Here is a 19786-nt window from a genome sequence, read left to right on the forward strand (position 1 = left end):
GTTAAAGTATTCCTGTTATAGCCAGTAAGCGCAAGTGGTTCAGTTTTAAGTTTACTAATGCCGCTGTAAGGTTGAATTTTGTTTCCAGCAGCATATTTTCCGCATCCAGCAGATCCGTTAAAAGAGATTCCTGGTTCATGTAGCTGTTCCTGATCACACGAACAGCCTCCGAACTCTGTATCATATTCTTTTTTGCTGTCTCAACATTCTCGGCAGCCTGCTGAAGCTGTAAGTAAGCCTCTTTAACCTGAAGCGAAATTTCGTCCCTTTTTATCAGGGCGCTTTCCTTTTGCTGATCGGTGTTAACACGTGCCCGGGCAATGGAATGCCTGCTTTTGTAGAGGTTGTCAATGGGGAATTGCATTTTGATTCCTGTTTGCCCGAAGCCCCAGAGATCATTGGAATAAGGATAGAAGGAAATCTGCGGATAAGTATAGTTGTAATTGGAGTAAGCAGAAAACCTCGGTAGCCTTGCAGCTTCCACCTGCTTGACATTCAGCTCGCTTAACTTAATATTGCTGTGAACTATTTTGTATTGGGGGGACTCCCGGAGCGCAATGCTAAGATAGTCTCCAAAACCAGCTCCTGCTATTTGTTTAATGCTAATACTGTCCCGATAGGGGATGTCCAGGGGGATGTCTTCGCTTCGGCCCATCAGCATATTAAGTCGTTGCTTGTCTAGTGCGATCTTTTTTTCAACGTCTGAATAGTTTAATTCCAACTGCGATAATTTGACGGAAGTTCTGAGGACATCACTTTTCAGCACCACTCCGTTTTTATGAAGATTCTGAATAGTTGATAGCTGCTTTTTTTCTGACGTGATTTCGGCCAGAATAAAATCTTTAAACTGAAGAAATTTATATAGATCGTAATAAGCGGCAGCAACGGCATATTTTGTGTTGTTCTTTTGCAGATCGTATTCATATTGCCTGCGGGCATCTTCTTCCTGTTTAATCCTGATATTTCTTCTGTCTCTCCCTCCGTTAAAGAGATTCATATTGAAGCTGTAGCCAAGGCTATATCCGTAACCGGAAACTGGTACATCCTCAGGAGATGAAAATAATCCCTTATCGTAGATCAGAAATTTGGAGTTCAGTTTAGCGTCTCCGGCGACTGACAATTCGGGTAAAAGCTTATCTCTTGCTTCGAGAACACTTAAGAGACCCTCCTTACGGCTTAAATCCGACAATTTCAGCTGCCTGTTTTGCGACTCAGTGATCGTCCAGATTTCATCCAGGGCCATGATGCCTGTACTGCTTGAATTTTGGGCATTAACTTGCCTGGAAAGCAAGAAAACCAGTATGCAAAAAAAAGTTGTTGATTTATATAGATGCATATAATTGTTTATTGTGCTTTTAATAGTCTTTAAAGTTTAGCTTCCTCTGTTTCCTGTCCTTTATAAAAGATGTTAATCCGTCTGCCACATATGAAGCATCAATTGTGACGGCGAATGGATACAAATAAGCAGATTGAATATAGAAGTTGATCTTATTAAGCTCATTTTCAGGTCGGTTGGGTGTTTTTGTCCGGTCATTTTGCTTGCTGGTATTCATTAGCTGAATCTTAAAAATAAATGTATTGCAAAGCTATCTCAGGAGCCTTAAAGAGGTTTTATATAATTAGCCTATCTTTTATTAAATTTGGCCAAATGAAAGTTCTGAGGCAGCTGGCTAAAATTGTTGACCAACACCCTGAGTCGATCCTGGTCGTGCGACAGCAAACCGAACAGCGTTTGCCCGCTCATGAGCATGATAAAGCACAGCTTCTTTTAGTATTAGGTGGAATTGCCTATCTCCAGACATCAACAAAAGATTTCTATATTCCTTCCAATCATTACATCTGGATTCCTGGTCATTACCCCCATAATCTTATGTTTAACAGGCAGGATCTTCAAATAATCAATATTTACTTTCCTGCTGAGCGCGAAAATTCTTTTTACAATGAACTGGGCATTTACCCTGTAAGTAAACTCTTGTCCGAAATGCTGTCGTTTAGTGAGAAATGGCAGGGAGATTATTTTGAAGGCTCCTGGGAATATGAGTTCTTAAGTACATTAAGGAATCTTCTTTCCAGAGAGCATCTCAGAAAATTTTCTATTCAACTGCCCACTACTGACGATCAGCGGCTCAATACCATTCTGGATCATTTGAGGGCGAGGCTAAATGAAGCCCTCACGCTGGAAGACATAGCCAGGCAATTTAGTATCAGTGTCAGAAGTTTGACGAGGCTATTTCAGTCAAGACTGCGTATATCCTTTATTCAGTATGTTAAAATGCTTAGGATCATAAGAGCTATGGAGTTGATAAAGGATTCCCGGCTGAACATGACAGAGATCGCCTATGAAGTGGGCTATTCTAATATATCGGCCTTTAGCAATAACTTTCAGCAATTGACGAATATGCGGCCGACGGAATTTAAATCTATATCTGTAAGGTAAAAGAGGTGATTTTTGTAATTTCAAGCGGCCGTCAAACGTTATGATGTCTAAAGCTTTTAATACTTATTTTATATGAAGACACACACACTTTTAACTACAACCTTATTTGCGCTTGCAACGCTGTTCAGTTCCTGTGCGACTATATCCTATATGGGAGATCAAATGGCGGCAACTACGAATGTTGACGTTTTTTATGCCGCAAAAGATGTCAGCAAAAAATCCTGACAAAAGCAAGAGCCGTAGGTGCTGACGGCGTTATCATCTTAGGAGTGAGTACGGCTGGCAGGGGCGATAATACCGACACGGTACAACAGGCTGATGCGATAAAATATTTGAATGAGTGATTTGCAGTACCCATTGAATGCTGACGTTTTAAAGGGCTATGAGCTTATAGCTGATTGTTATCAGGCGAAAGGTGACCCGGTGCAGGCGGCGGCCAATTACCGGAAAGCAATTAGTCTGAATCCACAGAACGAAAATGCCGCAGGACGTTTACAGGGTATTGCAGAAAAAAGGTAACATACCACATCTGCCTGGCCAACCCGGATTCCAGGGCTCCTAAACCGTCAAAGCTTTCTGATTTATTTTATGGACTATTATTCCTAGTTATTGAGATATTTTGTCTCTAAATCTGCCAGTACATTTGTTAAAATTTATAATCATACAATCTTATGAAGAAGAGAATTTTAATTTCCGGAGGGGGCATTGCAGGAATGACTGCCGCCAAACTATTATTCAACCAGGGGCATGAAGTTACGGTGATCGATAAAGCCAAAAAGTTTACTAAAGCAGGCTTTCTGATTTCACTCAAAAGTTTTGGTGTAGAAATAATGGACGAGCTGGGACTTACCGGGGCCTTGAGAAAAGAGTCAACGCCATCCGAGTACATGCATTGGGTGGATGCAACAGGAGCGGCGGTTCGCAGCATCAGTTATGCAAAAGTAAATCAGAACACCAGTCAGTCGATCCTGATCACCCGGGGCGGGCTCCATGAGGTTTTATACAATGACATCCGGGATCATGTTGAGGTGTTGATGGATACAACTATTGCGCATCTGGAACAGAATGAAAAGGAAGTTAACGTTACCCTCTCAAACGGAGAGTCACGACAAGCGGATCTGGTGATCATTTCGGAAGGGCTCAGGTCTGTTACCAGGGGGAATTATTTTAAGGACAGCAGTGTGGAAGATTTCAACCTGCTGTATATGGGGGGGCGCCTAAAGGAACGTCCTTCCGATACACCGGGCAACGTCAGGATTTATCTTGATGTCGATAAGATGCTTTCCGTCTATCCTCTTGATGAGAATGAAGTGGCCATTCAATGCTATCTCCGGAGCACAGAAGAACTGGCTGCCATACACGCCCGGGTACCAGAGTTGTTAAAGGACGCGTTCAGGGATTATAATGCTGACGTACGGCATCTGATTGATAGTTTCCTGGAAAGCGGGTTGATGTTTGCAGATAAAATGGGCATGGTGCATGCGCCGGCTCTGACCAATGGCAAACTGGTATTGCTGGGCGATGCCGGATATTGTCCAACGGCTTTATCCGGTATGGGTGCGTCGCTGTCGATTTACGGTGCTAAAGCTCTTTCTTATTTCCTGCAACAATCACCGGATGACCTGAATGGCGCGCTTCAACGCTATGACGGACTGATGAAGCCCATATCCAGAAAGTTTCAGAGCAACGCGAGAAATAATGCCGAATCATTTATACCTGACAACCAAGCTGAACTGAAGCGTTTTACTGATTTGTTTAGTACGTCGTCAGAGGATGAAATCAGCAGGCTCATGACCGACCAGATTGCATTGACACCAGAACAGTTGAATTTTTTATCTGAATGACAAGCATGAGATATAAGCAGTTACTGTCCATAGCAGCAGGATTCGGTGCGATCGGACTTCTAAGTTCTGTGTTTGCCAAAGTGCAGGGAATTATTTGGCCGGATTCACTCACTGTTTTCGAAAGACCTGAGCTCAGCAACGCTGATTGTATGCAGCTTGTGATTAAGCTGATCTGCCTTGCATTAAGCAGTGTATTGGGTGGAATGCTAATTAAATGGATCGGCGGAAACCGCAGGGCAAGCATATTAGTAAGTATCCTGATTATGGCGGTAATCGCGTGGTTGTGGTTAAATACCCGTCATCCTGCCTGGTTTTGGATCATATCGTTTGTGCAGGTTATACCAGCTGTTTTGTTGGGTAGTGAATTTATTATAAGGTGTTTATCAGATCGTGATAGGTAAATAAAAACTGTTCGAAAATAAAAGCAAGTAACCGTCCGCTAGCGGACGGTAATTTTTTCACTGATTACAGACCAAATGGTCGGTATTTAATATTCAAAAATGGAAGAAAAAAGAAAGAAAGCGGGAACGATTCTCCTGGTTGGTGTTTCGGTTCTGATTACAGGAGCTGCTGCGATTTTCTATTGGTTAAGGAGCGGCAATTATGAGACGACAGACAACGCCCAGATTGACGGAAATATCATTTCGGTCCGCTCTGGGGTGACAAGTTACGTAAGCGGGATTTATTTCCTTGACGACCAGATAGTAGAAAAGGGGCAGCTATTGTTTTCCCTGGATACTGTCGAGTTAAAGGCAAAGGTAGAAGAAGCAGAAGCGGCACTGGACTATGCCCGCGCAGACCTGGGCATAGCCAGAAATGAAGCAATTGCCGGGTATCAAAATTCAGGGTCTTACATTGAGAGCTCGAAAGCCGGAGCGCAGGAGGTAATTGCTGCGAAAGCCAGCCTCCTAAAAAGTCAGAACGAATACAGGAGGGTGGAACAGTTGCTCGCAATCCGGGCTGCAACACAGGAGCAGTTTGAGAATGCACAAACCGCGCTAAAAAATGCCGGTGCGGCATTTGCCAAAGCGCAAAACCAATATAAGGCCTCCTTATCATCAGCAGGCAGCATCAGGACTCAGGCTAAAGTGAAGTCTCAGCAGGCGAACCTCAAACTGGCGCTTATCAGGCAGCGGGAGGCTGAGCTGACACTGGCCCGCAACAATTTTGAGAAGGCATGGATCAGGGCTCCTTTTAGCGGAAGGGTAACCCGCCGGGCTGTGCAGTCCGGACAATACGTATCTGCCGGGCAGGCACTGTGTTCTGTGATCGATACCGTTAACTATTGGGTGAGCGCCAACTTTAAGGAAACACAACTTTCTAATATCAAACAGGGGCAAAGGGTAGAGGTAAAAATAGACGCGCTGCCTGACAGGTCTATAGCAGGGATCGTCGAGTCTATGTCTGGTGCTACCGGTGCTAAATTCTCCCTGATTCCTGCAGATAATGCGACCGGCAATTTTATTAAGATCGTGCAGCGGGTGCCTGTAAGGATACGCCTTGACATTGGCAATAGAAAGACTGACGAAGGTCTGTTCCCAGGGCTAAGCGCTTTTGTAAAAGTCAAAATAGATTAAGGCAATGGAAACTGCATCTAAAGCTCCGGAATACATAAGCGGAAGTGCTAAATGGATTCTCATTATTACAGCTTTGTCCTGTGCGATGCTCGAGCTGATAGATTCAACAGCCGTCAGTGTATCGCGGCCGGCAATGATGGGTGGATTGGGAGCTACTACCATGGAAATAGCCTGGGTGATCACCGCTTATGCTCTTGGGAATGTTATTACAGTTCCCCTGTCTGCAATGCTGTCAGCACAGTTTGGCAGGAAGGTTTACTTTACCGGGTCTGTTATTGTTTTTACAGTCTCGTCACTCATGTGCGGTTTATCATCGAGCCTGTGGATGCTGGTGTTCTGCCGTTTTATTCAGGGGCTGGGTGGAGGCGGACTTCTGTCTACTTCCCAGAGTATTATCAGCGACTCTTTCCCCCCGGCCGAGGCTGCAACAGGGGTGGCGATCTTCGGTATGGGGGTATTGCTTGGTCCCGCTATCGGCCCTGTTCTCGGCGGTTACATTACCGACAGCTTCTCATGGCATTGGATCTTCTTCATTAATGTTCCAATTGGTGTGCTTGCCGCTTATCTGTCGTGGAAATATGTTCCCAACCTGGAGGATGCTGTAAAAACCAAAAAAATGGACTGGCTTGGCATTGTTCTGATGATTATTGGCTTATGCTCACTGCAATACTTTTTAGAGGAAGGAGCCAGTAAGGACTGGTTTGACAGCAATGAAATAGTATTTTTCTTCATTCTGGCCGTGTCAGGTTTATCCGGATTTATATGGCGCGAGCTAACAACAGACGAGCCTGCTGTAAATCTGAAGCTTTACCGGAACCTGCCTTTGGCCCTGGGTAACCTCATGAACCTCATTTTGGGAATGATGCTTATAGGCGTGTTCTTCATCTTTCCGCTGTTTGCACAGGATATTCTTGGATGGACGGCGACCATGCAGGGGGAGTTTCTGATACCCAGTTCTATTGCATCCATTTTTGCCATGCTGCTGGTCAGTAAGGTGATTCTGAAAAAGGTAAGTTACCATGCTGCGAGCGTTTCCGGTATTCTTCTGTTCGTTCTGTTTTTATTGTTCTTATCGTTCTCCTCGGCAGACTCTAACGAGCACACGCTCTTTTGGCCCTTTATTATCAGTTCTTTTGGAAAGGCGCTGGTAACGGTTCCTATTATGACGATGGCCCTTGCCGGACTCAGGGGGACAGAGCTTGCTCAGGCGACGGGTCTTTCAAATATCATGAGGCAATTGGGATCGGCTATTGGTGTCGCCCTTATCAACATCTATCTGGAACACGAAAAGTCGATGGTGAGAGGCAACATGGTAGGGCATATTAACCAATATAATGAAATAGCTTCCGAGCGGGTCGCCGGGATCGCCGGAACTTTCTCTGCTGCGGGATATCCTCCCGATGAATCTATGGCGGCCTCATATAAGATGGTGGACCAGTTACTCACAAAACAAGAGTATTTAGTGAGTTATAATCACGTTTATATCGCCGCCGCATTGTTCCTCCTCGTTTCCATTCCGATCATTTTTATGATCAGAAGTCCCAGAAAAAACGGCGATACAGGGCAAGACATGTCTATGCACTAATAATCAGATAAAAAAATGAAATACCTTCGATCTATATTATACCTTTTGCTGATGATAAATGCAGAAGGGATTGTTGCCCAGACTCATTCGCTTTCACTCCAGGAAGCAATCACTCTGGGCCTGAAGAACCGTAACGACCTGAAGTCGCACGAATATGATGTTCTCATCTCGGAAAACCAGCTTAAAGCAAGCAGAAAAGAGTGGATCCCTGATCTTGCAGGTTCTGCTGACGCCCGTTATAACGCGCGTTTAAGCCAAACGGTAGTACCTGCCGGCATGATTGGAAATGCAGAACCAATGAAAGTTTCATTGGAGTCGAAAACGAACTCCGTTTACGCACTGAACCTTTCACAACCTCTGCTCAACCCATCGATCACGAATGATATCCGGATAGCAAAAAATAATGTAGCGTTACAAAAAGAGCGCCGGAATATCTCGGAGAACGAGATCAGGCTCGCTATTACCGAGTCTTATCTGAATGTGCTGCTGAAAGACGTACAATACAAGTTAACCAGGGAGAATGAAAAGCGCTATTATGAATATCTGCAGATGGCGGAAGGGAAGTATAAATTGGGTGCAATGATCGAAAATGATTATTTAAAGGCCCGGCTTGATTATCAGAACGCTGTTGCCTCCAGCAAAACAAGGGAAAAGGATTACGATTTAGCTTTCAACGAGCTGAAGTACCAGATGAATGTTCCCCGGTCAGAAACCGTGGTTATCAGAGATAGTATTCAGTCTGTTTTCATTGCCTCCCCTTTACCTCAGGAAAGCATTGCCGGAGAAAACCGGCCGGAGATAAAACAATTAAAGCTGCTACGGGAGAATGCAGCCCTTCAGATCAGGAAGGCAAGGCAGAATGCTTTACCATCGATCTCGCTTTATGCCAGCTATGGACATCAGTTTCAATATAAAAATTTCGATTATTCGAACCGCGACTGGTGGACTCCCTATAGCTATGCTGGTTTAAAAGTCAGTATACCCCTGACCTTCAATTTAAAGAACAACAGTACGATCAGTGAACATCAATTGCGATCGGTGCAGGCCGGTTTTGATCTGGAACAAGGGTTGTCGGACGTTCGTTTCGAAGTCAGTCAGGCATTAGCAAGAATTGCGACGAGTTCATATAACCTTGAAAAAAGCAGGGCCAATTATGAACTGTCTAAAGCGATCTTCCTAAGCAACCAGAAGCAATTTAAGTTAGGAGTGTTTCAATATGCCCAGGTATTGGAAAGTGAGAGAACCATCGCAACGTCGGAAGAGAACTATATACAATCAATATATGATGCACTCATGGCGCGTTACTATTGGATGAAAGCAACTGGTACGTTTCCTGTCGCAAACTGATGATCATGAAATTCGCGCTTTTGAATGAATGGGCTTCCTGTTGCAAACTATTTGTATCTTAGCCACCTGAGTTCCTGGAAATGGAAGATTCAAGAGAACATATTCTAAAAACGGCTTACCAGCTTTTTCTGCAAAAAAGTTATAAGGATGTCACCTTCAAAGAGCTGATGGAAAAAACAGGCTTCTCAAAGGGAGCCTTTTATCATTACTTTCAGAGCAAGGAACATATCTTCGAAGCTATTATTGATGATTATCTCAGCAGGTATGGCAGTATCAATTTCGCTGGTCTTTCGCAAAACAGCCTTCGCGGATTTATTGATGATTACCTCAAAGCCATTCGACTGTCCCGCGAGGCGCTGTCTGCAACGGCTTCCGGAGTTTCAGACAAGAACAATCACTATTTGCTGCTTTTTGAAGCAATTCGTATCATCCCGGGATTCACAGATAAGATCATCAATCATCAGCAGAAAGAGATGGCGGCGTGGATGAGTATAATTTCCTCTGCCAAACAGAAGAAAGAGATTAAAAGCAGCGTGAAAGATGGCGAACTAGCAAGGCTGTTTATTAGTTCAAGTGATGGTGTAATGCTTCACAGGATTATGACGGGGCAGGCATTGAAGCCTGAAACCGAGATTGAAGAGGTTTGGAATAACTTATATGTCATCTTAAAAGGATGAAAGATATTCCTTAAAAAGGAGAGAGGTATTTTACTTCCTTTCTGCCGACCGCAGCCAGATCAACCGGTTGTCGTATGTTGCCCCGCTGTGTTCTTAACAAGGAAACCACCAGTGAAGCGAATAAAGCTTACCGTTCCTGATGAAAATATTGATGTGCCCGTCGGATATATTGTTTTTATCCTCTCTCAATTGTATTACCTGCAGCTCGCCCTCACCGGCTACATCCATAATGCCGATATGTTCAGCGGCATTTGGAAATAGCTTTTTCAGCTCAGCCAATGTAGTTTGTTTGCTGAGGGATACGTTGCCGAAAACAATAAAGTCGCCATTGCCGAACTTCACTTCGTCGATAGCTACTTTTCCCTGGGAACACTCAAAACGTGATCCGTTTTTATATAGATATTTGGCATCGGGATGAACGGAACCATCCGGTTCCTGGAAAATGTTGGTGCATGGTTCTTCGTCGCTCAAGAGTTTTGTACTATCCGGCTCTCCCAGCACCGACTGAAATTCGCTAAAAGAGAAATAACGTTTTAATTTCCCGTTGAATCGGATGTTTTTTTCATCCATCACTTCTATATCCGTACTTCTTTTTATGGCGATTTTGACCGGTTGCGCTTTTGAGCTGTCTGTGATATCCCTTGGTTTATGCTGCTTTTGCAGCGCTGTTTTCGATGATTGACCAGCATCACCACTACAGGAAGTTATCAGTAAACAGGGAATTATGTATGGTAAGAATCGTAATACATAGATCGATCTGATAGAGAATATGTGCCGCAATAAACTCAATGACAGCACTCTTAATTGTCGCTTTCTAAGCAACCTGAAAGAAAAGGAAGTAGTGTTACGCATCCAGCTTGCTTCGTTAATTAGTGCCCGGATATTATATCAATTTTTTGATGTAATATTCAAACGTTTCTTCAACAAAAAAGTTTATTGCATGCGATAAAGCAATTCAGGGCTGGGGAACTAATATAAAGCGGATACTCAGGTGCTGGTCGAATTGTGGATGACTGGCACCAGTTAAAATAGTAGATCAAATGAATAAACTAATAAACGCGATTCTAATTGCAGCGTTATGCGGATTGTCAGCATGCCATTCAAAATCAGCTGAAGAACAGAAGTCAGCAAAACCAGATACTGCTTCAGAACAGCCCCTTGCCGAACGAAAGAAAAAGGAACAGCCTGAGCATGTTGCCCAAATGACTTTTGTAAAATACCTTGATGATGGTGATTATTTTCAACTGCTGGCAAAAAAAGGCGACAGCACTTTCAGCTTTATAAATGAAACAGACACCAGCAGAAACTTAAATCGCGGAGACAAGATAAAAGTTACCTGGAAGGACGGTACTATCACCCTCCCCGGCGATAATGACGCTGAAATGCCGGCGCAGTTACTGGTTTCCGTTAAAAAAAACGGTGACGGTCCGGTTTCCGCGTTCAGAAAGACATATGGTAAAAAACTAAAATATACCTGGTCACCCGACGAGGAATTTACAGCTTCCTACCTGGACAAAGTTTATTTACTGACCGAATATTATCTTACCCAAACCAGGAATCCCTTATTGCAAAATGCTATCAGGAACCGCGGTGAGTTAACTTATTCGATCGAGTCCCGGGAACGAAATAACCGCGGTTATAAAGTAATTGGTATTGCGCCGGTAGGGCCAAATGGCGGGCATGTCGTTCAATGGCTGTATGTTGGGGAGGAGGATGATCATGTTTATGAGTACGATCTTCCGCAGGATAAACTGGTGGCTTTTGACTGATAAATTGATCGCATTGCAAATTCGGCGCTCATGAAAAGAATCATTCTGAAATACTGGACAATTGAGTTACTGACAGGATTTGTTTTATATGTTGCCTACAGAATTACCATTATGGATACAACCGCTGCTGACGATGGTTTACTGGCAACGATTGCAGATATTTTAGATATTGTTCTGAACCTGGCATTCTCTTTACTTTACCTTGCGGCAATACTACTTTGCTCGTTTACTGTTTTTTTGAACTCCGTAAGGAGGATAAGGGAAAATTACCTGCTTTCATGGTTAAGCTTTTCAGGAGCACCCATCTTGCTGATCGCGTTCCTGATCATCAGTTTATTGATAAATTCGCACCATTTTACAGGAAGCGTCATGTCAAATCTTTTGATCTTTTCGCTATTATATACCTGTATCACGACGATCTTATTTATACAGTTCAGGAAGAAGTATACAGCACAGAATCACTCCGCTAAAACAAGTTTTTAAAGTAGATGAAAATAGATTTGAAAGCAAATGCCAGAGGCTTGCTGATGTTATTTTGTTTATTAATTGCTTCCGGATGTAACAGCGGCAAGAAGGAAACAGTGCGTACGAATGACGCTAAACAAGAGCTGGATAGCCTACAAACTGAAATTCAAACAGATAAAAAGGTTATTGTAAGTAATGCCTTATGGCGCTGGAGATCTGAAGACAAAAGCCGTGAATTTACTGTCAAAATACTAAAGCTTACAGATGATTCGCTGATCGCGCAGTATTGTGCAGTTTATAACAACGGGGGGAAACTTGACTGTGATTTTGACGGAGACGCTAATATAAGAGCGGCTTTTGATAAAGATGAAAACGCTTATACGGGGAATTTTAAGAGCTTTTTTAATTCGGGATACGGGGCTTGCAGTATAAAATGGACAAATGATAATTTGATCTGGAAGATCATAAAAGCGCCTGCAGGAGAATACTATGCACCTGATCAATGCGTACTGGAAAAAGTGCAGGATTCTGAAAAGGAGAAAGAATCTCAGCAGAAAGTTGCGGTGAAGAACTCTTTAGATATTTTTCCTTTAGATTATGACAATCTGAGCAGGAAAATTGAAATGACAACTTCCACCGATGCGTATGTGAAAAACATATTTAAACAGCAATATCAACTGGGCGTGGACGCAAGCGCTGAATTACCCTCAAACGGTGATTTTCATCTTTATCTGATAAGCAATGTAAGTGGAGATAGTGATTTGCTATATCTGATAACCACCAGGGGGCAGACTTTTATAGATGGCCTCGAAATTGCAAACAGTAATGGGGATGAAGCAGAACAGACTGTTTTTTCAATGGATACATCATACGACATCTCGCTGTTCCTGTACGATGGAAATCAAAGGAAATTAGAGGGTTCCTGGCAGTTAAATGGTAATGGAAAGTTTATAAAAATAAAATAGAGCTAGTCTGCCGTAGGGACATTCTTTACTTGATTCCTCTCAAAAAGTAATAATAATGTATCCTGAGATAAAAGTTCGAGGCGATCTTTCTCTACCCGATAGTGTTTAATCCTTCTTAGTCTTGAAAAAAATGCTTGCTCGATGTTGTCAGTGCATCCTATTTCAGTTGCAACAAATGGATTGAATTCTAAACTGTCATTTCGCAGGCTGAAATCACCGCTGAAAGAATTACACCCGGAATAACCCTGGACTGTTTTCTTATCGATATCAATATTAAAGTATGGGTGTCGGTCTTTCGGCAACTCTTTAATGCTAACGGTATCCGGTAAAATGCTGACCAAATTCCATGATCCGTTAAGGTCCTTTGGATTGGGCAACTCGGTGTGCTTGGCTGGACCCGCACAGCCCATGATAGTTAAAATTAAAGCTGCAACAGTGATTTTTCCTGACATATAGGTAAGATGATAATTTTTGGCCGATTCCATAAAATAATTGCAGTATACAAAATTCCTTCCCATTTCGTCTAAAAGGATTATTATAAGCCTGAATGATACGCGTTCACAATTTTGAAAGGCAGATAACAGGATGATATCTGCCTTTCAAAATCAATATCAATTCCTGCATAAGTCACACTGTTTAACAAGGCAGCATAACAACAAAACAATCAAGCCCGAACTCAGAATGACGCCTTAAAATTGCTGATGAATAACTGCGAACCATGCTCATATTCCCAGGGACCGCTGAAGTAAAAATACTTTACCGCTTTGGCCGGAAATAATACTGTATCTGCCAGTTTGGTATCATCTAAATAGACGGCCATCTGTTCCCCGTTAACTACGAGCTTTACATGCAGCGGCCTGTTCGCTGTTGCAGAAAGATCGAATGTAGTGCCTGTTTCCTTTTTTAATTCATAATTGCCTATGTTTACAGCGTCTGCATCCCTGTAATGCAGCTGAACAAAAGCTCCGCCATTGCTGATGTGTTCCCGAACGGAGTTGTCTTTAACAAAGCCGAACGATACCGGATCCATATCTTTGACTTGCTCTGCCTGCGCCAATATATCAAACTCTAAAGTGAATTTCATTGGAAACGGAGCCGGGCGATTGAATTTGTACGTTGCCTTGTCCCTGATTGCGAGCCATTTTCCTTCCTGCCCCTTAACGCGGGTAACTGTGGCTGCTCCGTTGGTTCTAATGCTACCTGGCGAGGATCCGGTCTCGTACCTGGAAAAATCTTCGTTGAAACCAGGAATTTGAGCTGAAGTCTCAAGAGTCAAGAAGCTGCTCAGCAATGTAAGCAGTCCCGAAAGTAAAATGTATTTTTTCATGATGAAAATAAAAACTGAGTTGTTAATCAATTATACGGTGCTGAAAACTTACCATCGGTGACTGTAACATAATCTTCACCTCCCAGCAATCTCAGTTTTCCTGAGAAGGTTCCTTTAACTCCCCATTTAGTTAAACTGGTGATAGTTAAGGTGAAATTGCTTCCGGTAGCGCTACCACCATTATAAATAGTAGTACCCACAATCTTGCCATCTTTCATGTTCTGGATATAATACTTTCCGGAGAGTAAGAGGTCGCTTGCATCATTTCCGACATAAGTTGTTTCTTTGGCTCCTTCAGCTATATGCATATCGATGCCAAATCCGGTGATCATATCCTGTTTTTCCCATCCGCTGATCACAACAAAGTGTACAGTGTCTGTAGCAGGTTTGTCATTCGCATTAACGAAGTAATTGAATTCGCGGTATTCTCCGTTGATCTTACAGGTCAGATACTTTTCCCCATTGTCATCTACTTCGCCTCCGTTCTTGCTGCAGGATGCAAAACTTAGAGCCGTCAGTGTAAGCAAGATAAGGCCGGCATTGTGAAATCCAATTGTTTTATTTTTCATAGAAATATTGTTGTGAAATCTGCCGGAGCATCATGGTGCACTACTCCGGCAGAGGTGAAATCGTTGTATTTAATGTCACTTCAGTTTAACAGAGATTTCCCCGTCATCGATACCTTCAATATTCTTTTCAGAAAAGACGTCGGGAGCCGCTTTCTGAAGGGTTTTCAGGATATCTGAAGTTGACCCGGTGTGCTCCAGGACGATAGAGGAGCCTGAAGCGCTGTATTTCATTTTGGTGCTTTCTATGCCCTTCGCTGATTGCAGTTTTTCGTTGATAGCTTTCAGCGTCGAAAAGTTAACACCTGTAAACTTTACTGTAGTTTTCTCAGTTGAGGTACTGCCCTTTTTTTTACCAAAAAAGCCCAATATTTTATCACCAGTGTTCTTCGTTCGGTCAGCGGTGCGGCCTGCACGGTCAGCTTTGTCAGTTGCCCTGTCAACCTTGTCTAAAACAGCCTGGGCTTTTGTGAGCGTCGCCCCGGATATTAGCAGGCCCACGCAAATAATCATGATCTTTTTCATAGTCATATGGATTTAAATAGAGTAATAGACTTAATAGTAATCGCATTAAGGCTTGTATTCAATGCTTTAATAGGTATAATCGTGTGTGAAATCTGCGTCTTTGGTTACAGTAAAATCCTTTACATCTTGTTTCACTTTACCATTGATCTCTGACTTGTAACTAACTTTATAGGGCAGGCTTTCAGGATTTAAGCATTGTATACCCACGCTAATTGCATTTAATGGCTTAATTGACTCAATCACATAGGTTTTAGTGTTCCCTTTAAAGCTATTTGCATCCAGGCTTACTGCACTTTCATCATTTTTTACCGCGCCATTTACTTTCCAGACGGTAGCTTCTGAAGGAGTGTTGGTTAAGCCAACCACAACAAATGATACATAAGCAGATTCAGGTGCCCCGGTAACTGTAACCGTAAACTTAGCTGTCCGTTCACCGGACTCAGGTGAAGGATCATCGTCGCCTTTTTTGCTGCATGATGATAAACAAGTAATAAAAAGTACACCTGTAATTGTTGCGACCAAGCTTTTTAAAATAGTTTTTTTCATACTTAAATGGATTAAAAATAGATAGACTGCAAAACTATTGGAGAACGTGCTCATATGAAATCCCCCGAATAGTGTGTTTTTTTCTACCTGTTTTTAGGTATTTTAATGCTTTATGAGGGGATTTATCTAAGTTTTGATTTTTTAGGTTGATATTTGCATGATTGGCCTCCTTCGACGGCTACGGAAACGCTATCCATGAATAAATATCTAATCTTTCTGTTGTTGTTGTTTAGCAGGAGCGCTTTTGCCCAGCAACAAATCCCGCTGGATGAAAAGCGGCATGTAGACAGCCTTACAACCGTGCTCCGGTCAACAAGTACGGACAGCGCTAAAGCTATTGCCAGTTTCATGCTGGTTGAGTACTGGAAATTTAAAGACACCACCCAAAGCAAGACATTTCTTATAAAGGGAAGACAACTGGCCCGCAAATCAGCCTATCTCCGGGCCTTGTCGCACTTTTACGAAGGGCAGTACTATTATAACTGGAACGTTAGAAAAGCAGCAGTCGCTTTTGCAAAAGCACAAAAGGCCTTGTCCGCGTTTCACACGCCGGCAGCTTATAGCCGGCAGGCTGCCGCCTGGTACAATTACGCCTTGATGAATCGGGATAAGGGCTATGAGTTTATAGCACGGATTACACTTCAATATGTACTCCCCAATGCAGAGAAAGCGGGCGATAAAATAATGCTCGCCCATTTCTACACTCAGCTTTCAACCATACTGATGAATAACTATCAGTTTACGAAAGCCAGCAATTATAACAATAAGGCTATTGCCTTACTGGAAAAGACAAACCCGGCATCGACCAATCTGCTCTTTGCATACCTCAACGGCGTAAGTATTAATTGTTATGATGGCAAACCGGCAGCGGCGAAGATCCTGCTACAAAAAGCACATGCCTTACTGGCGCCTTTCCCCGGCTCTGTTAATTACACACTCTACTATTATAATGAGGCTTTATACTTCACAACGGTGAAATCATACCAACAGGCACTCCAAAGCGCTGATAAAGGGTTAGTATTGGCAGGAAAGTATAACCAGAAGCAGTTATACCAGCAATTTTTCTTTCGTAAGTATGCTGCTTATGCAGAACTAAAGGAATATGCTAGTGCCCAGCGTGTCCTGCTGGACATTGTTAAAGATGGTACGCTTCTGTCGAGTGTAAATGATAAGGCTATGATATATGGTGAACTGGCTAAAAACAGCAGCCTGATGGGAAATTATAAACAGGCCTATCTTTGGCAAACCAGGCACCAGCAGCTGACTGATAGCATTCATGATAACCAAACCGAACTTAAGATCAATGAGCTGGAAACGAAATATCGTTCGATTGAGAGTCAGAAAAGGATCGCACATCTGCAGGCTCAGAATAAGCAAGCCGAACTGGGAGCAAAGAACCAGCATCTTTTCAACTGGCTGCTGGGTACCGGCTGTCTGTCGCTACTGGTTATTCTTGGAATGGTGATGCTGAACGCGGGAAACAGCCGGAAACTGGCAGCGCAAAAGGAGATCAATTACCAGCAACAATTGCATGAACTGGAACAAAAACAACAGCTTAAAATTACCAAGGCCATGCTGGACGGAGAGGAACATGAACGGGAACGGGTTGCGCGTGATCTGCATGATGGATTGGGTGGTATGCTGGCTGGTGTAAAGATTGGCTTGTCGGGCCTGGTAAACACAAATGGGGGAGTTGAACAGGAAAAAGACTTGTACCGCATCATCGGTCAGCTGGATTCTTCGGTCAGTGAATTACGACGCATTGCACGGAATCTGCTTCCCGAGACGCTTCTGAAATTCGGTCTGGAAGTGTCTTTGAAGGATCTTACCGAATTTTATATGCGCGATGGGTTGCATATCGACTTTCAGACGTTTTATATTCAAAAAGATATAGCGCTTAGTGTTCAGCTCAACATTTATCGTATTGTACAGGAGTTGCTCTCCAATGCTATCCGTCACGCACAGGCAAAAAATATCCTGTTGCAATGCAGCCAGAATGACTCTGTATTTTTTATTACATTAGAGGATGACGGGATCGGTTTTGACACCGCTGTTCTGGAAAAACGTAAGGGTATGGGTCTGGAAAATCTGAAGAACCGTATCGGTTACCTGAAAGGGAAATTTGAACTGCGTTCCGTGATCAATGAGGGGACCACTATTAATATCGAACTTAATACCAACGCTGATGCCTGAGCTGCTTACCGCTATTGTTGATGATCACCCGATTGTGATTGAAGGATTGAAGACACTTCTCTCGCATGAGACAAACCTCAAGATCATTGGTGGTTTTTGCAAGGGGGAAGATTTCTTATCCTACCTAAGCGGCCATGCCCTGGATCTGGTGCTTTTAGATGTTACCCTGCCCGACATCAGCGGAATTGAATTATGTCAAAGGATCAAACAAATCTCTTTATCAACCAGCATTTTGATTTTAAGTAACCATACCGAAAGGAGCATCATCATGCAGGCAATACAGAATGGTGCCAGTGGCTATTTGTTAAAAAACAGTTCGATAGAGGAATTAAGACATTGCATAGCAGAAGCGGTCAAAGGAAACATCTGTTATAGTAAAGAAGTAATGGAGATCATCAGCCGGCCGTCGAAGAACGAACTGCAGGGTGTGCCACGGCTTACACGCCGCGAAAAGGAAATACTTGCGCTTATTGCCGCGGGTAAAACCAGTCAGATGATAGGTCAGGAATTGTTCCTTAGCCCGCTCACCGTTGACACTCACCGCAAGAACCTGATTCAGAAATTTGGAGTTAAGAATGTTGCGGAACTGATTATGGCGGCTAATCAGCAGCAGTTGCTTTAAATACAAATAAAGGAAGAGCTCACTTTGCAGAAATGACGGTTTTTTGTCCATTCATCTCCAGATAAGGGGCGAGGCTCCGGGTTAGTCTTTGCGCAGACTGGAAAGCTTGAAATTACTTACAGTACCAGAGCCCGTAAAAGCAATCCGCACGCCGACGATGCGGCCAATCCCTTTTGGAAACTTGTCTCTGAAAACAAGAGTACCGTTCAGGCTGATCCCGATCTCCGCGGAAGAAACGGCACACCTTAACTGTACAGGTTTGTTGAAGTCAACACCAAAACCTGAAAGGTTATGGGTTTTGCCATCAATAGCGCGGTCGCCCAGCAGAAGCAACAGATCCCCTACACAACCCGGAGCTGACATCGGGATCCTGATTACGCCCCCGGTTCCGAGTAGCATAACACTCGCTTGCCGGCACGGCGCGGAAACCCGCGTAAAAGTATTTTGCAGCAACATGGAAAGTTCGAAGGCTTCCGATGGAACTTCCATATCCTTAGCAACGCGTGAGAGAAGGAAAACGGGAGGCTCATTCTGATAGTCTTTGGGGCCGATGTTCACATCGGCTTCTTCAAGTCCCATCGAGCCGTCTTTCATATACAGCTCCCTTGGCAGGTAACCTGGGATGGGCTCTTTCTGAAGAACGCCGATCCAGTCGGATTCGATAAGAAGGTCATGTTCTTTAACTACCGAATCGTCCAGAACGAGTTTAGCACGGTAATAGCCCGGCAGGTAATACGTGCTGGAGTACTCGTGCCTGTTCTTATCGACTCTGAACCTCCGTCTTTTATCCCAGTTCTGCTGGATAAAAACGCTGTCCGCATTGGACCTGGTGGCATCGTACTTAAATATGACGGTATTGGGTATACCATTGGTAACCGGCTTGCTTGAAAAGCGGATGTTGCTATACCTCAAGGTTTTTACGGACTGCCTCTGTAAGATAAATGCAATCAGCGTCAATACAATAGTAACAACGGTCACCAGGAGTGGAATTCTATACTTTCTATTTGTGACTTTCGGCTCCTCCAACGCCGCTGTTGCTTCTTCCTGCCAGTGACAAAAAGATCTCCAGTTTGGAAAATCGACAAAGCGGGCCAGGGCATCCAGCGTCGCCAGGTTCGGCGTGCTGTTATACCTGACTTTTCCCCAGATCCGCTTCAGGGTGCTGGCACTTAACAGCACTCCCGTCTTTTTAAATATCTCCCCGCTCAAGGTTTCAAAGTCCTGGGACTGCCAATTATCGCTTTTCCCCCAGCCGATCCTGGTTTCCACCAGCGTTCTGTATTTTTCGATAAAAAACTGGGTATCAGTCATGTTGTTTACCTGTTCACGCTTGAACGGATT

Annotated in this window: 22 protein-coding genes; 13 read left to right on the forward strand and 9 right to left on the reverse strand. The window is 43.5% G+C overall.

The features are described 5' to 3' along the window. Nucleotide 1: 1 nt before the first annotated feature. Together DDR33_RS05920 and DDR33_RS05925 are read right to left on the reverse strand one after the other, a co-directional pair. A complete protein-coding gene (locus tag DDR33_RS05920; RefSeq protein WP_109414862.1) occupies nucleotides 2–1336 on the reverse strand; it encodes a TolC family protein in 1335 nt (444 codons plus the stop codon). 19 nt (nucleotides 1337–1355) lie between these two features. Next, a complete protein-coding gene (locus DDR33_RS05925; RefSeq protein WP_109414863.1) occupies nucleotides 1356–1553 on the reverse strand; it encodes a hypothetical protein in 198 nt (65 codons plus the stop codon). Between the two features lie 95 nt (nucleotides 1554–1648). Between DDR33_RS05925 and DDR33_RS05930 the strand changes: the two genes are divergently transcribed. From DDR33_RS05930 to DDR33_RS05965, 8 genes are all read left to right on the forward strand, one after another. Then, the gene (locus DDR33_RS05930; protein WP_109415098.1) at nucleotides 1649–2437 is read left to right on the forward strand and encodes an AraC family transcriptional regulator; all 789 of its coding nucleotides are present in this window, start codon (nucleotides 1649–1651) and stop codon (nucleotides 2435–2437) included. 72 nt (nucleotides 2438–2509) lie between these two features. Continuing rightward, nucleotides 2510–2662 (forward strand): hypothetical protein, encoded by a 153-nt coding sequence (locus DDR33_RS25745; RefSeq protein ID WP_158280648.1) that lies wholly within the window; start codon nucleotides 2510–2512, stop codon nucleotides 2660–2662. Between the two features lie 111 nt (nucleotides 2663–2773). Beyond that, nucleotides 2774–2956, forward strand: coding sequence for a tetratricopeptide repeat protein (locus tag DDR33_RS05935; protein WP_109414864.1), 183 nt, complete (start codon nucleotides 2774–2776; stop codon nucleotides 2954–2956). Between the two features lie 152 nt (nucleotides 2957–3108). After that, entirely contained in the window at nucleotides 3109–4281 is a 1173-nt protein-coding gene (locus DDR33_RS05940) for an FAD-dependent monooxygenase (protein WP_109414865.1), read from the forward strand. Between the two features lie 500 nt (nucleotides 4282–4781). Beyond that, a complete protein-coding gene (locus tag DDR33_RS05950; protein ID WP_109414867.1) occupies nucleotides 4782–5858 on the forward strand; it encodes an HlyD family secretion protein in 1077 nt (358 codons plus the stop codon). 4 nt (nucleotides 5859–5862) lie between these two features. After that, nucleotides 5863–7443, forward strand: a complete 1581-nt coding sequence (locus tag DDR33_RS05955) for a DHA2 family efflux MFS transporter permease subunit (RefSeq protein WP_109414868.1) — start codon at nucleotides 5863–5865, stop codon at nucleotides 7441–7443. 15 nt (nucleotides 7444–7458) lie between these two features. Further along, nucleotides 7459–8790, forward strand: a complete 1332-nt coding sequence (locus tag DDR33_RS05960; RefSeq protein WP_109414869.1) for a TolC family protein — start codon at nucleotides 7459–7461, stop codon at nucleotides 8788–8790. A gap of 80 nt (nucleotides 8791–8870) precedes the next feature. Continuing rightward, on the forward strand, nucleotides 8871–9467 hold the full coding sequence (locus tag DDR33_RS05965) for a TetR/AcrR family transcriptional regulator (protein ID WP_109414870.1): 597 nt from the start codon (nucleotides 8871–8873) through the stop codon (nucleotides 9465–9467). 93 nt (nucleotides 9468–9560) lie between these two features. On the opposite strand, the gene DDR33_RS05970 is transcribed toward DDR33_RS05965, so the two are convergent. Then, nucleotides 9561–10037: a hypothetical protein gene (locus DDR33_RS05970; protein WP_109414871.1), complete on the reverse strand. Its 477-nt coding sequence runs from the start codon at nucleotides 10035–10037 to the stop codon at nucleotides 9561–9563. A 470-nt stretch (nucleotides 10038–10507) separates the two neighbouring features. On the opposite strand from DDR33_RS05970, the gene DDR33_RS05975 reads away from it, so the two are divergent. Genes DDR33_RS05975 through DDR33_RS05985 form a run of 3 tightly spaced genes read left to right on the forward strand, consistent with a single transcriptional unit; the run spans nucleotide 10508 to nucleotide 12666 of the window. After that, complete coding sequence (locus tag DDR33_RS05975) at nucleotides 10508–11236, forward strand: hypothetical protein (RefSeq protein ID WP_146198708.1); 729 nt, start codon at nucleotides 10508–10510, stop codon at nucleotides 11234–11236. Nucleotides 11237–11266: 30 nt separating this feature from the next. Next, a complete protein-coding gene (locus DDR33_RS05980; RefSeq protein ID WP_109414873.1) occupies nucleotides 11267–11719 on the forward strand; it encodes a hypothetical protein in 453 nt (150 codons plus the stop codon). 5 nt (nucleotides 11720–11724) lie between these two features. Then, nucleotides 11725–12666 (forward strand): hypothetical protein, encoded by a 942-nt coding sequence (locus DDR33_RS05985; protein WP_109414874.1) that lies wholly within the window; start codon nucleotides 11725–11727, stop codon nucleotides 12664–12666. A 2-nt stretch (nucleotides 12667–12668) separates the two neighbouring features. Here the strand turns inward: DDR33_RS05985 and DDR33_RS05990 are convergent, their stop codons facing one another. The 5 genes from DDR33_RS05990 to DDR33_RS06010 form a co-directional block, all read right to left on the reverse strand. After that, nucleotides 12669–13151: an META domain-containing protein gene (locus DDR33_RS05990; RefSeq protein WP_158280649.1), complete on the reverse strand. Its 483-nt coding sequence runs from the start codon at nucleotides 13149–13151 to the stop codon at nucleotides 12669–12671. A gap of 191 nt (nucleotides 13152–13342) precedes the next feature. Further along, entirely contained in the window at nucleotides 13343–13993 is a 651-nt protein-coding gene (locus DDR33_RS05995) for a hypothetical protein (RefSeq protein ID WP_109414876.1), read from the reverse strand. Nucleotides 13994–14019: 26 nt separating this feature from the next. Then, entirely contained in the window at nucleotides 14020–14562 is a 543-nt protein-coding gene (locus tag DDR33_RS06000; protein WP_109414877.1) for a hypothetical protein, read from the reverse strand. A 75-nt stretch (nucleotides 14563–14637) separates the two neighbouring features. Next, a complete protein-coding gene (locus tag DDR33_RS06005; RefSeq protein ID WP_109414878.1) occupies nucleotides 14638–15084 on the reverse strand; it encodes a hypothetical protein in 447 nt (148 codons plus the stop codon). Between the two features lie 66 nt (nucleotides 15085–15150). Further along, on the reverse strand, nucleotides 15151–15630 hold the full coding sequence (locus DDR33_RS06010; protein ID WP_109414879.1) for a hypothetical protein: 480 nt from the start codon (nucleotides 15628–15630) through the stop codon (nucleotides 15151–15153). Nucleotides 15631–15825: 195 nt separating this feature from the next. On the opposite strand from DDR33_RS06010, the gene DDR33_RS06015 reads away from it, so the two are divergent. Together DDR33_RS06015 and DDR33_RS06020 are read left to right on the forward strand one after the other, a co-directional pair. Beyond that, nucleotides 15826–17823 carry a sensor histidine kinase gene (locus DDR33_RS06015; RefSeq protein ID WP_109414880.1) on the forward strand — a complete coding sequence of 666 codons (1998 nt, stop codon included), beginning with the start codon at nucleotides 15826–15828 and terminating at the stop codon, nucleotides 17821–17823. Then, entirely contained in the window at nucleotides 17816–18445 is a 630-nt protein-coding gene (locus DDR33_RS06020) for a response regulator transcription factor (protein ID WP_109414881.1), read from the forward strand. Before DDR33_RS06015 ends, DDR33_RS06020 begins: the two co-directional genes overlap by 8 nt. An 81-nt stretch (nucleotides 18446–18526) precedes the next feature. On the opposite strand, the gene DDR33_RS06025 is transcribed toward DDR33_RS06020, so the two are convergent. Next, the gene (locus DDR33_RS06025; RefSeq protein ID WP_109414882.1) at nucleotides 18527–19756 is read right to left on the reverse strand and encodes a hypothetical protein; all 1230 of its coding nucleotides are present in this window, start codon (nucleotides 19754–19756) and stop codon (nucleotides 18527–18529) included. Nucleotides 19757–19786: the final 30 nt, after the last annotated feature.

Source organism: Pararcticibacter amylolyticus (genome assembly GCF_003130405.1).
Classification (GTDB): Bacteria; Bacteroidota; Bacteroidia; order Sphingobacteriales; family Sphingobacteriaceae; genus Arcticibacter; species Arcticibacter amylolyticus.